This is a genomic window from Pseudomonadota bacterium (assembly GCA_030775045.1).
In the GTDB taxonomy this organism is placed as follows: domain Bacteria; phylum Pseudomonadota; class Alphaproteobacteria; order JALYJY01; family JALYJY01; genus JALYJY01.
Map to the genome: position 1 here is coordinate 1 of JALYJY010000047.1, position 12,891 is coordinate 12,891.

10 protein-coding genes and 1 tRNA gene are annotated in these 12,891 nt (G+C 60.1%); 4 read left to right on the forward strand and 7 right to left on the reverse strand.

What is annotated here, in order from left to right; all coding sequences use genetic code 11:
• Nucleotides 1–2,740, forward strand: a 2,740-nt coding sequence (locus M3O22_05500) for a lipoprotein 17-related variable surface protein (protein MDP9196209.1), incomplete at its 5' end; no start/stop codon positions are given.
• On the opposite strand, the gene M3O22_05505 is transcribed toward M3O22_05500, so the two are convergent.
• Nucleotides 2,728–3,828, reverse strand: a complete 1,101-nt coding sequence (locus M3O22_05505; protein MDP9196210.1) for a cysteine desulfurase — start codon at nt 3,826–3,828, stop codon at nt 2,728–2,730. The two genes, M3O22_05500 and M3O22_05505, sit on opposite strands and share 13 nt — an antisense overlap.
• Nucleotides 3,829–4,108: 280 nt before the next feature.
• Between M3O22_05505 and M3O22_05510 the strand changes: the two genes are divergently transcribed.
• Nucleotides 4,109–4,813: an alpha/beta hydrolase gene (locus tag M3O22_05510; GenBank protein ID MDP9196211.1), complete on the forward strand. Its 705-nt coding sequence runs from the start codon at nt 4,109–4,111 to the stop codon at nt 4,811–4,813.
• A 115-nt stretch (nt 4,814–4,928) separates the two neighbouring features.
• On the opposite strand, the gene M3O22_05515 is transcribed toward M3O22_05510, so the two are convergent.
• The 6 genes from M3O22_05515 to M3O22_05540 all read right to left on the reverse strand — a co-directional run bounded on the left by M3O22_05515 (nt 4,929) and on the right by M3O22_05540 (nt 10,632).
• A complete protein-coding gene (locus M3O22_05515) occupies nt 4,929–6,779 on the reverse strand; it encodes an ABC transporter ATP-binding protein/permease (protein ID MDP9196212.1) in 1,851 nt (616 codons plus the stop codon).
• A 17-nt stretch (nt 6,780–6,796) separates the two neighbouring features.
• Nucleotides 6,797–6,885: transfer RNA gene (locus M3O22_05520), tRNA-Leu, on the reverse strand.
• A gap of 39 nt (nt 6,886–6,924) precedes the next feature.
• Nucleotides 6,925–7,920, reverse strand: a complete 996-nt coding sequence (locus M3O22_05525) for an NAD(P)H-quinone oxidoreductase (GenBank protein ID MDP9196213.1) — start codon at nt 7,918–7,920, stop codon at nt 6,925–6,927.
• Complete coding sequence (locus M3O22_05530) at nt 7,920–8,510, reverse strand: TerD family protein (GenBank protein ID MDP9196214.1); 591 nt, start codon at nt 8,508–8,510, stop codon at nt 7,920–7,922. The genes M3O22_05525 and M3O22_05530 overlap by 1 nt, the downstream gene beginning before the upstream one ends.
• 71 nt (nt 8,511–8,581) lie before the next feature.
• A complete protein-coding gene (locus M3O22_05535; protein MDP9196215.1) occupies nt 8,582–9,940 on the reverse strand; it encodes an ATP-binding protein in 1,359 nt (452 codons plus the stop codon).
• Nucleotides 9,937–10,632, reverse strand: coding sequence for a response regulator (locus M3O22_05540; protein ID MDP9196216.1), 696 nt, complete (start codon nt 10,630–10,632; stop codon nt 9,937–9,939). The genes M3O22_05535 and M3O22_05540 overlap by 4 nt, the downstream gene beginning before the upstream one ends.
• 92 nt (nt 10,633–10,724) lie before the next feature.
• Here M3O22_05540 and M3O22_05545 point away from each other — a divergent pair, with 92 nt between their 5' ends.
• Entirely contained in the window at nt 10,725–11,684 is a 960-nt protein-coding gene (locus M3O22_05545; GenBank protein ID MDP9196217.1) for a glycosyltransferase family 9 protein, read from the forward strand.
• Nucleotides 11,681–12,891: insulinase family protein (locus M3O22_05550; GenBank protein MDP9196218.1), on the forward strand; the 1,211-nt coding region annotated here is incomplete at its 3' end. The genes M3O22_05545 and M3O22_05550, both read left to right, overlap by 4 nt.

Here is a 12,891-nt window from a genome sequence, read left to right on the forward strand (position 1 = left end):
CATCACAGGAATGTATGACATCACGGTATCCTTGGGTACTTTAGCTGCGGGTGGATATGAATTCGATTTTGAAAACGGCACTTTAAATGTTACCCCGGCTCCTCTGACGATTGCGGTAGATGATGAATCCCGTGAATACGGTGATGCCAATCCTGTCTTCACGCTGAACTACAGCGGATTCAAAAATGGCGAGGATGAAAACGATCTGGCTTCTGCCCCTGTCGCAGGCACTCTGGCCAATGCTTTCTCCATCCCTGATGATTACGACATTACGGTCACCGGTGGCTCGGACGTCCGGTATGTCTATAACCGTGTGAATGGGATTCTTACGGTTACACCCGCCGTACTGACCATCACAGCTGATGACCAGACCCGTGAATACGGGGATGCCAATCCTGTCTTCACGCTGAACTACAGTGGATTCAAAAATGGCGAGGATGAAAGCGATCTGGCCAGCCTGGCTACAGCCTCGACGCTGGCAGACGCATTCTCGATCCCTGACGATTACGACATCACCGTCACAGGCGGATCGGATGTTCGCTACACATACAACAGAGTTAACGGAACCCTGACCGTTACCCCGGCTGTCCTGACGATCACAGCTGATGATGAAACCCGCGAGTATGGCGATGCAAACCCCACTTTCACGCTGAACTACAGCGGCTTCAAGAATGGCGAGGATGAAGGCGATCTGGCTTCTGCCCCTGTCGCAGGCACCCTGGCAGACGCTTTCTCTGTCCCTGATGATTACGATATCACCGTCACAGGCGGATCGGATGTTCGCTACACATACAACAGGGTCAATGGCACTCTGACTGTCACTCCCGCCATTCTCACGATTACTGCCGACGATGAAACACGCGAATACGGCGATGCCAATCCCACATTTACGCTAAACTACAGCGGATTCAAAAACGGAGAAGATGAAGGTGACCTCGCCAGTCTGGCAACAACCTCGACCCTGGCTGATGCTTTCTCAATTCCGGATGATTATGACATAAGTGTAACAGGCGGTTCAGACATCCGGTATATCTACAGCCGCGTGAATGGAACCCTGACCGTTACCCCGGCTGTCCTGACGATCACAGCTGATGATGAAACACGTGAGTATGGCGATGCAAACCCCACTTTCACACTGAACTACAGTGGCTTCAAAAACGGTGAGGACGAAGGCGATCTGGCTTCTGCCTCCACAGCCTCAACCCTGGCCGACGCATTCTCAATTCCTGACGACTATGACATTACAGTCACCGGCGGTTCAGATGTTCGCTATACCTATAACCGCGTTAACGGTATCCTGACCGTTACACCCGCCGTGCTCACTATCACCGCTGACGACAAATCCAGGGAATATGGCGATTCCAACCCCACATTCACCCTGAATTATTCAGGCTTTAAAAACGGGGAAGACGAAGGCGATCTGGCTTCTGCCTCCACAGCCTCAACCCTGGCAGATGCTTTCTCGGTTCCTGATGATTATGACATCTCTGTCAGTGGTGGATCTGACGTCCGGTATACATACAATCGTGTGAACGGCACACTGAGCGTTACTCCGGCTGTCCTTACAATTACAGCTGATGACAAAACCAGGGAATACGGGGATACCAATCCAGCCTTTACGTTAAGTTACAGTGGTTTCAAAAATGGCGAAGATGAAGGCGACCTTGCAAGTCTGGTAACAGTCTCAACGCTGGCCGACGCGTTCTCTATCCCCGATGACTATGACCTCAGCGTAACTGGTGGATCGGATGTCCGGTATACATACAACAGGGTCAACGGTACACTGGCCATCACCCCGGCTCCGCTGACCATCACCGCTGATGACGCAAGCCGTGAATACGGAGATGACAATCCCCATTTCGCCTTCACCTATCTGGGCTTCAAAAACGGGGATACGGAGGAGGATCTGGCCGCTCTTCCCGATATCCGTTCGGCAGACCCGTCTTCACTGCCCGGCCTTCATTCCATCGCTCTGTCTGATGGAGCAGACCCCCGGTATACCTATATTCTGGTGGACGGCACGCTGACGATCACGCCCGCCCCCCTGTTCATCACGGCCGATGACTATACCCGGCCCTATGGCGATACAAATCCGGTTTTCACACTGAGCTATACGGGCTTCAAGAACGGCGAACGGGACACAGACCTGTTCTCGCTGCCCCTTGCCAGTACGACGGCCATCCAGCATGCTTCGCCTGATATATACACGATCTCCGTAACCGGAGGATCAGACCCGCGCTATGACTACATCCGGACAGACGGAACCCTGGCCGTCACACGGCGGGCTCTGACAGTCACTGCCAACGATGCCACGGTTACAGCAGGCCAGACTCCTGTCCTGACAGTGGCCTACAGCAACTTTGCTCCCGCGACGGGTTTCTCAGGTACTGAAACTGAAAGCAGCCTGGACCAGCTGCCGTCACTTGTCACAACAGCGCCTGACCTTTCAACCACGGGGCTTTTCAGCATCATCCCCTCTGGCGCACTCTCGGATAACTACACTTTCGTCTACATCAGCGGCCTGCTGACCATTCTGCCGGGAGCCGCAGTCCTGCCAGAAACAACAGGGCCTGACATTACTGCCACAGCCCGCGCTGCCCTTGATGGTCAGGTAGCGGACCAGGTCTTGTCGGACGCTCAGGATACAAAACCGGAAGCCTCTTCGGCTGTTCTGGAATGCCCACTGCAAGGCACCCACACGAACTGCCATTCAGAACAACAGAACAATCAGGATATGTGACAGCGGCGGACCATGGACGTCCAGGCCTCGACAAACCGGTCCAGGTGGTCTGGCACTGTCTGCCAGCCAGCACTGATACGGATAGCGCAGGACGCATCGGCTTCAGACAGACCCATGGCCCGCAGGACGTGGGAGGCCTGAAGCTTTCCGCTGGAACAGGCACTGCCCGCACTGACCGCAATCCCCTCCAGATCCAGGGCCATCAGCTGCTTGCTGGCCGGAATGCCCGGCACCAGCAGGCATGAGGTATTGGGCAGGCGAAGGCTCTCCCGGCCGCAGATCCGGACCCGGGGTTCCTGCTTCAGGATCTCCGACTCCATCCGGTCCCGCCACAGGGCCATGTCTGGCGGGCACAGGCTGTCCAGCGCCGCCATGGCCTCCCCGAATCCTGCTATCCCTGGCACATTTTCAGTGCCCGCCCGGCGGCGGCGCTCCTGCCCGCCGCCCCGCAGCAGCGGCTCGATATCCAGTCCGTCCCGCACTACCAGAGCTCCCACACCCGGAGGTCCTCCCACCTTGTGGGCGCTGACAGACAGCAGATCCACCCCCAAGGCAGAAAAATCCACCGGCATCTTTCCGACGGCCTGGACAGCGTCCGTATGGACCAGCGCTCCGTACCGGCAGGCCATCTCCACGACGCGGTCCAGAGGCTGGATCACACCGGTTTCGTTGTTGGCCAGCATGACTGACACCAGAGCCGCGCCCGATCCTTCTGCCAGCATCTCCTGCAGAACTTCCAGGCTCACTGTTCCATCAGGGCGAACAGGGATCAGGACCGGGCTGTCCACAGCCTTCAGGACAGAATCGTGCTCGATGGCAGACACCAGGATCCGGCGGCCGGGAAAACCGCGCAGAACCATTATGTTGGCCTCGGTCCCTCCGCCGGTCAGGATTACCTGTCCAGGCCGGGTGCCCAGCGCGCCGGCAACCTGCTCCCGGGCTTCTTCCACAATCCTGCGGGCGTCGCGGCCAAAGCTGTGGACCGACGATGGATTTCCCGTGATTTCAAGGGCCGCAACCACAGCCTCGCGCACAGAAGGGCGCAGGGGTACAGTGGCATTGTTATCCAGATAGATCCTGCTGGTCACGGGGTATCCTGTCCGTGAAATTATCAGACCTCCTCCAGAACCTGCTGCGGCGAGGCGAATGCCAGGAACGAGGAACGGAGAACCGGAGTGTACACCATAGTACAGGAGGATTCGAGTACTGCAGTGACGCAGCAGGCGTCCGCTGCAGTCAGGGCTATGGAGGGAGTCTGTTCATATGTCTTGAATTCCGGATCTTCCTGTGTGCTATAGTTCTGCCTGCATGTTGCGCCGGTGTCCTGCCAGCCAGCATAGCACGGTTTCTGTTCCTTGCGGATTATCCATGCCTGAAATCATCCTGACCGGTCCCGCCGGCCGTCTTGAAGCCCGCTATCACCCTGCCGGAACGCCCGGGGCGCCTGTAGCCCTGCTGATGCCACCCCATCCCCAGTACGGGGGGACCATGAATCATCCCCTGATGCACAGCATGCAGCGGGCCTTTGCCGCCGAGGGATGCTCTGTCCTGCGGTTCAATTTCCGCGGTGTGGGCCGCAGCCAGGGTCAGTACGACCGCGGCGAGGGAGAACTGGGAGACGCCGCCGCGGCGCTGGACTGGCTCCAGTCCGTCAACACCACCTCGCGCGAGATCTGGGTTGGCGGATTTGCCTTCGGCGCCTGGATCAGCATGCAGCTGCTGATGCGCCGGCCCGAGATCAGCTCGTTCGTTTCTGTTGCCCCGCCGGCACACCATTACGATTTCTCCTTCCTGGCTCCTTGTCCCTCCTCGGGCCTCATCATCCATGGCGGCCAGGATGCCCAGATTCCGGAAATTTCTGTGGCAAGGCTTGTCATCAAGCTGGGCCTGCAGAAGGACATCCGCATCGACTACCGCGTCATCCCCCAGGCCAACCATTTCTTCGTCGACTGCATGGGCGAGCTGGAAAAGCACATCAGCCAGTACGTCCGCGAAGGCGCCAGGAAACGGGTGGCCAGGGAAGCCCCTGTACGCGAAGCTGCCGAAGTCGCCGCCGAGGTTGTGGCAGCCTGAGATTTTGTTGTCATCCCGACCGAGACTTTCAGGCCGAGTGGAGGGATCTCCCTCATAAAGAGATCCTTCGACTTCGCGTCACGGCGTGACGTTCCGCTCAGGATGACAGAAAACCTCAAACTTCTGCCCCGCCTTCCCCAATAAACCCTTCCGACTGCAGGGCCCACAGATGGGCATAGAGGCTGTTCCGGGCCAGCAATTCCCCGTGCCGCCCGTCTTCCACCACGCGCCCGTCCTTCAGAACTACGATCCGGTCCAGGTGCAGGATCGTGGACAGGCGGTGGGCAATGGCGATGACGGTCCGTCCTTCCATCAGAACCGCCAGGCTTTGCTGGATCAGTTTCTCACTCTCGCTGTCCAGGGCTGATGTGGGCTCATCCATGATCAGGACGGGCGCATTTTTCAGAAAGGCCCGGGTGATGGCAATGCGCTGGCGCTGGCCACCGGACAGCTTCACCCCCCGCTCTCCCACCAGGGCCTCATAGCCCGTGTTGCCGTGCTGGTCTTTCAGGTTCAGAATCACGTCGTGGATGTGGGCCTTTTTCGCGGCTTCCACCACCTCATCCATTGTGGCCTCCGGCCGGCCATAGCGGATGTTTTCCAGAATTGAGCGGTGCAGCAGGTCCGTGGACTGGGGGATCACAGAAACAGTCTCGCGCAGGCTGTCCTGCGTCACCGTGGCGATGTCTGTCCCGTCAAGAGTGATCTTTCCGCCCTGCAGATCGAACAGGCGCAGCACCAGCTGGACCAGAGTTGATTTCCCGGCGCCGGAAAGGCCCACCAGACCCACCTTCTGGAAAGCCGGGATATGCAGGGAAAAATCCCTGAACACCTGCTGGTGGCCATAGGCAAAGGTGACACTTTCAATATCCAGCCCCGGCGTTTTAACAACCAGCGTGCCCGCCCCCGGCGCATCCCGCACCTCCTGCTCCTGGATAATGGTGTCCAGCGCTTCCTGGATGTTGGCCAGGCGGCTGAACAGGGTGGGAGCCATTTTCATGACCCACCACAGGGTATTGGTAAAAAGACCGCACAGGGGAAGGGCTGTGGCAATCTCGCCCACGGTCAGGGTTCCTTCCGCATAACCCACAGCGCAGATAACAATCACGGAAGTCTGGAAAACAGCGCGCAGGACATGCTGGCCGCGCATGTACAGCACGTTCTGCCATTCAGCATCCTTCTCCGCTGTCCCGGATTCTGCCAGAGCCTGGCTGAGCAGGCCATCTTCATACCGGCGGCGTGCAAACAGCTTGACCAGAAGGATATTGGAAATACTGTCGATATAGCGCCCCCGCATTTTGTTGGATGCGGCCGCAGAAACCGCCGACGTCCGGGAAATGGGCAACACGAACCGCCAGCCGAGAAGACCGTGCAGAATGACAGTCACCCCCGTTACGGCGGCAAAGCGCCAGTCAATCATGCCAAAAAGGACCATGATGACCGCGGCTGTAACCAGGGTATGCAGGGCGAATTCAACCATCTCGTCAACAATGCCAACTATGGCTGCAGGCATCTCAATGACCTTGCCGGCCAGACGCCCTGCGAAGTCCTCCTGGAAAAAGCGATAACTGTGGCCATACAGGTATCCGGCCAGCCTGTAGCGGATCAGCACCAGCAGGATAGGATCCACATGGGCCTGGACCATGTGACCAGCTTGCCATCCGATCCGGGCGAGAACCTGTACGAACAGGACGTATCCTGCAATCACCCAGAGCGCATTATGCCAGAACATGCCCGGCGCACTGTCTGTTGCCGCATCCACCATCAGGCCGAAAAACATGGGTTCTACAGCCATCAGTGCAGAACCCGCTGTATACAGCAGGCACTGCAGCCCCAGCGACCACTTCAGTTTTCTGACGAAATACCAGATGAACGGCGTTGCCCGACCAGGCAGCGGCTCACCCGGATCGCCCGCAAAGTCCAGGAAGCGGTCCGGTTTCGGGAAAATCCTGTCCAGAAGACGCATGGCCATTCCGCAAGATGTGGTGGGCGCGGCCGGACTTGAACCGGCAAGCCCCTTTCGGGACGGCAGATTTTAAGTCTGCTGCGTATACCAGTTCCGCCACGCGCCCACAGGGAAAGAATGCTTCCTGTCTAGCCTGGGGGGATCATCAAGTAAAATCATTCTTCAGCACGATCTTGCCCGTGTGGGTCCCGCTTTCCATCAGGCGGTGGGCCTCGGCCGCGCGTGACATGGGGAAAACGGTGTGGACAACAGGTCGCACAGCGCCGGAGTCCACAAAGGGCCATACATGGGCCTGGACCTCTGCCGCCAGCCGGGCCTTTTCTGCCAGCGGACGGTCGCGCAGGGTCGAACCGGTGAGGACCAGGCGTTTGCGCATGACCGTCAGGATATTGATCTCCACTGCGGCTCCCCGCTGTGCCGCGATGGTTATGTGACGCCCGCCCGGGGCCAGAACCTCCAGATTGCGGGGGATGTAATCGCCCGCCATCATGTCCAGGACCACATCCACGCCCCGACCTGCAGTGATATCCTGGACCACGGAGACAAAATCCTCCAGCCTGTAATTGATCCCGCGGACAGCGCCCAGGGCCTCGCAGGCATTGCATTTCTCAACAGTCCCTGCAGTAGCGAGGACGGACGCTTCCCTGGCGCGAGCCAGCTGGATGGCCATGGTGCCAATACCACTTGCTCCGCCATGGACCAGAAGACTTTCACCAGCTTTCAGCCTGCCGGCCTCGAACACATTGGCCCATACGGTAAAAGCCGCTTCCGGCAGGGCCGCAGCCTTTTCAGGATCCAACCCGGCCGGAACAGGCAGGCACTGGCTCTCGGGTACAACCGCATGATCTGCATAGCCACCCCCGGCCAGCAGGGCGCAAACCATATCCCCGGGCTTCCAGCGGGTCACGCCGGCCCCGGCCGAGACAACAGTTCCCGAAATTTCCAGCCCGGGAATATCGGTGATGCCGGGTGGCGGTGGATACTTTCCCTGACGCTGGAGAATGTCAGCCCGGTTGACCCCGGCGCAGAAAACAGAAACCAGAACTTCTCCCGGACCGGGTTCAGGCATGGGCCTGCGGACAGGCTGCAGTTCCTCCGCCCCTCCCGGCCTGCGGATCATAATGGCGTTCATCACAGGCATCAGCTTCTTTTCAGCAGGCGGCGCACGGCCGGCATCACCTGGGCCGGCGTATATCCTCCCGATCCCTCGCCGCAGGCCTGCATGCGCCAGTCCTCTCCATCCCGATACAGGCGGGCCAGGACACAGGCGGTATAATCGCCAAAATCTGACAGACCATACCGCGCCACTTCCTTCCGCGTACGCGCATCCACCAGGCGGCAATAGGCATTGCTGATGCGGGACAGGGTCTGGCCTGTAAAGCAGCTGACCACAAAAAACAGATGCCGGACCGCAGCAGGCACCTTGTCCAGATCCACAAAGATCTGTTCGTCATCTCCCTCGCTGCCGCCCGTGCGGTTGTCACCAGTATGGACGACGGATCCATCCTTGCTGCGCAGTTGCCTGAACCATGCCACGTCCACCAGCTGTCCGCTCTCATCCAGCATGAGGCACGAGGCATCCAGGTCCGTTTCCTCTGCCATTCCCAGCAGACGCCGCAGGAACCCCGGCCGGCGCGCATCCCAGCCCAGGCCCATGATCACACGGTTGGGCCTGTCTTCAGGGGTGTCATACAGGGCAACCTGCTGGCCTCTGGTCAGTGAAACAGGCATCAAGGGACTCCCGGCTCTGTGCCGGAACAGTTTACCGCCCTGTCTGCAGAAATGAAATCCCTGTAAAGGATTCAAACAGGAAGAGAAACTGTCACCCTCAGCCCCCCCCGCGGGCTGTCGGACAGGGAGATCTCTCCGCCGTGGCTATGGGCAATATCCCGGGCGATGGTCAGGCCCAGGCCTACGCCGCCCGTGGCTGCGTTGCGGGAGCCCTCTACCCGGAAAAAAGGCCGGAACACGCTGTCCCGCAGGGCAGCGGGAATGCCGGGTCCATTGTCGTCCACTGTCACAATAACCGCGTCCCCTTGCCGCTGTGCATGGACCCACGTGGCCAGAGCATAGCGCCGGGCATTGTGGATGATGTTCGTCAGGCACCGCTTCATGCCTGCAGAACGCAGGGGGAGGACCAGTTCCCCGTCCACGGACAGCTCTGTTGATCCTTTTTCGTGCCGGATACTGCCAATGACCTCTTCCAGGATCCGGCTGAGAGAAACCGGCTGCATGACCTCTTCTCCCTCTCCCCGGGCAAAGGCCAGATATCCCTCGATCATGGTCTCCATATCACTGATATCCTTTTTCAGGTCCCGGATGTCCGGGCTGTCCGGCAACATGGCCAGCTGAAGCTTCATTCTGGTCAGGGGGGTGCGCAGGTCATGACTGACACCGGCCAGCATTTCTGTCCGCTGGACGATCTGGCGCTGGATCCTCTCCTTCATTCCCTGAAAGGCCACGGCGGCACGGCGGACCTCCAGCGCCCCCTCGGGCCGGAAATCAGGCACCTCCCGCCCCTTGCCGAACCTTTCCACAGCCAGGGCGAGGCGACGGAGGGGGCGGATCTGGTTGCGCATGAATACCAGGGCCACCACCAGCAGGACAATCGAGGAGCCTATCATCCACAGAACCCAGATCACTGCCGTGGAACTGTAGAAACGCTTGCGGGGCACCATGACGGACAGGATGCTGCGGTCATCCAGGCGGACCCGGACCTCGTACCAGTTGTCCCGGTCCATTTCCATGACAACAGCCGGGAACCGAATGCCCGACCTGATAGCATTGTCCAGGGACGTATACAGAAAACCGTGCCCGCGATTTTCCGGAATTCGCGGAAATGCACCGGACGGATCCAGGGACATGAGCAGGTTCATGTTTTTCAGCGCCGAGGACAGGATTTCCGCCTGTCTTTCCGGCGCCGGATCCGCAGCCAGACGGTCAATGACAAAGGCAATGTCGGCCGCCACGGCGCCGGTCATGCGGGCTGTGACGCTGTCCAGATGGCGGTCGTAATAGACCCACATGGAAATCAGCTGCAGCAGGATGACCGGCGTCACAATGATCAGGAGCGAGCGCCCGAACAGCGTCCCGGGCAGCACTGCCTTGAGGGGGTGCCTTTTCCGTTTTGCATTCCAGAGGGGTTCGGAAGGAGAGGTCATGACTGCCACAGCACATACCCCTCCCCCCGGACCGTCTGCAGCCACCGGGGTACCTTCGGATCAGCCTCCATCTTGCGGCGCAGGCGCGTGACCTGGACATCCACCGTGCGCACCTGGCCCTCCAGACCCAGCTTTCCGGCAAGATCCTCGCGACTGAAAACAACACCCGGTTTCCGCAGCAGGGTCCGCAGCAGGTTGGCTTCGGCCGCTGAAAGGCGCACTGTGGTCTCCCCCTGGATCAGGGTGTCGCGCCCGGCCTGGAAGGTCCAGGGGCCGATGGTGACTTCCCCGGCCGTGCCGGCAGGGCGGGGGGTCCGGCGCAGGATGGCGTTGATCCTCAGGACCAGTTCCCGGGGCTCGAAGGGTTTTGTCAGATAATCGTCGGCGCCGCTCTCCAGGCCCGTCAGCCGGTCCTCCACCTCTCCCCGCGCGGTCAGCAGCAGGACAGGGATATCCGACGTACGCCGAAGGTCAGCCGTCAGGGTCAGACCATCCTCTCCCGGCATCATCACGTCAAGCACAACCAGGTCGAACACAGCCACGGCCATTTTGGCCCGGGCGTCGGCAGCGTCCCGGGCAACGACCACCATAAATCCCTGGTCTGTCAGGAATTTTTCCAGAAGACCACGCAGGCGGGGATCATCATCAACCACCAGGATAAAGGGGGGCGGGATTTCTCCCGCATCTGACATTGCCATGACCCTGCCAGCGAAACAATCTGGGATTAATCCCGGGAGTGTATTATACAGGGGCACAGCGCACAACAACAGCAGTACTCTTCAGAATGGCAGATATTCTTGTTATTAAACTGGGTTCCCTGGGGGACATCATCCAGGCCATGGGTGCCATCCAGGATATCCGGCTACACCATCCGGACGACCGTATTTCCGTGATAACGACAGGGCCCTGGAAGCGGCTGTTCGAACGTTGCCCGTGGGTTGATGCAGTCCTGGTGGGGAACCGGGCTCCCCGCTGGCGGCTGGACAGGTTTTGGGCTGTGGCCAGGCTTCTGCGCAGCAGGACCTGGACCCGCGTCTATGACCTGCAGAACTCGGGCCGCACAGAACTCTGGTACCGCTGGTTCCTGAAAGACACCCCCTGGTCGGGACAGGCCAGGGGGTCCAGCATGCACTGGGCCCCGCCGGCCCGAAGGACCGTACCCATTGTCGAAAGACTCTCGGCCCAGCTGGCCGTAGCTGGCGTCCCCGCCCGGTATACTCCCCTGCCTGATGCGTCATGGATGGCGGATGACATCTCTGCCCTCCTGGAAGAGGCCGGTGTGAAGGAACCCTTTGCTGTCCTGCTGCCCGGATCGTCCCGCGCAGGGGCAAAGAAACGCTGGCCCCACTATGCCGCCCTGGCGCAAAGGCTGAAAAACCGGGGCTGGACTGTCGTGACAGTGCCCGGCCCGGATGAGGCCGACCTGTGCCGCCCGATCCCTGGAATCTGCCTCACCGGCGGGTCCTTCCTGGATCTTTTCCAACTGGCCGGCGTGCTGCGCCGGGCCGCCCTTGTGATCGGCAACGACAGCGGTCCTGTGCATCTGGCGTCCCATCTGGGGACACCAGGCATTGCCTTGTTCGGCCCAGCCTGGCCCGCAGCCCTTACCGGCATCCGGCGACCGGGATTTGAAACCCTTGAGGTTCCGTCCCTGGCTGACCTGTCGGTGGATGAGGCCGAGGCCCGTATCCTCCACCACCCGGCGGCTCAGGCTTTTTCTGCGCACACGGAAAAAACAGCATGAACGTTCAGGTTACGACTCTCCCCAACAACATGAAAATTATTACGGACTCCATGCCCGAGGTGGCCACCGTCTCGCTGGGGGTCTGGGTCGGCGTGGGCACCCGTCACGAAACGCCGGAGATCAACGGCGTTGCCCATCTTGTGGAGCACATGCTGTTCAAGGGCACGCCCACGCGCAGCGCCTTTGCCATTTCCGAGCAGATTGAATCCGTGGGCGGCCACATGAACGCCTACACGACCCGGGAGCAGACGGCCTATTACGCCCGGGTCCTGAAGGAAGACACGGGTCTGGCCATGGATATCCTGGCGGACATGCTGCAGAATTCCCTGCTGGATCCCCAGGAACTGGACCGGGAGCGTACCGTGATCCAGCAGGAAATCGGCCAGACCAACGATGCCCCCGACGATATCATCCACGACCACCTCCAGGCCATCTCGTTCCCGGGGCAGACCCTGGGTATGCCTGTCCTGGGATCACCGCAGGTTATCGGCAGCCTTCCCCGGGAGTCTCTGTCAGCATGGCTGCAGCACTATGCCGGCTCCCGCATGGTGCTGGTGGCTTCGGGTCACGTTCACCATGAGCAGATCGTGGAGATGGCGGCCCGGGCCTTCGCCCGACTGCCGCGCGAAAGTGTACAGCGGACAGATCCCGCCGTCTGGTCCGGCGGAGATTTCCGGGAGAACCGGACCCTGGAACAGCTTCACCTGGTGTTCGGCTTCCAGGGTCCCGGATACCATGATCCGGACTATTATACCGTCTCCATCCTGTCCACCCTGCTGGGCGGCGGCATGTCTTCCCGCCTGTTCCAGGAAGTGCGGGAAAAGCGGGGTCTGGTCTACAGCATCCACACCTTTTCCTCGGCCTTTGAGGACGGCGGTCTTTTTGGCATCTATGCCGGAACCGGTCCGGAACACGCGGCCGAACTGATCCCTGTTGTGTGTGATGAACTGCAGAAAGTGGAGAACGACCTGACCGAAGCCGAGTTCGAGAGAGCCCGGGCCCAGCTGCGCGCCGGCATCCTGATGGGACTTGAGAGTACCGCCGCCCGGTCCGAGCATCTGGGCCAGAGCACCCTGATCCACGGGCGCCCCGTCCTCCCGGAGGAAACTCTGGCGAAACTGGCCGCCGTCACGCCCGCAGATGTAAAAAGAGCCATCCACAGGCTGGTTCGCTCCCCCCTCTCTTTTGCCGCCATAGGGCCGGTGTC

What these genes read in the sequence shown, in the direction of transcription:
- M3O22_05535 (MDP9196215.1), bottom strand. Translation starts at nt 9,940, where the DNA reads ATGACCTCTCCTTCCGAACCCCTCTGGAATGCAAAACGGAAAAGGCAC.
- M3O22_05515 (MDP9196212.1), bottom strand. Translation starts at nt 6,779, where the DNA reads ATGCGTCTTCTGGACAGGATTTTCCCGAAACCGGACCGCTTCCTGGAC.
- M3O22_05545 (MDP9196217.1), top strand. Translation starts at nt 10,725, where the DNA reads ATGGCAGATATTCTTGTTATTAAACTGGGTTCCCTGGGGGACATCATC.
- M3O22_05525 (MDP9196213.1), bottom strand. Translation starts at nt 7,920, where the DNA reads ATGCCTGTGATGAACGCCATTATGATCCGCAGGCCGGGAGGGGCGGAG.
- M3O22_05530 (MDP9196214.1), bottom strand. Translation starts at nt 8,510, where the DNA reads ATGCCTGTTTCACTGACCAGAGGCCAGCAGGTTGCCCTGTATGACACC.
- M3O22_05510 (MDP9196211.1), top strand. Translation starts at nt 4,109, where the DNA reads ATGCCTGAAATCATCCTGACCGGTCCCGCCGGCCGTCTTGAAGCCCGC.
- M3O22_05540 (MDP9196216.1), bottom strand. Translation starts at nt 10,632, where the DNA reads ATGTCAGATGCGGGAGAAATCCCGCCCCCCTTTATCCTGGTGGTTGAT.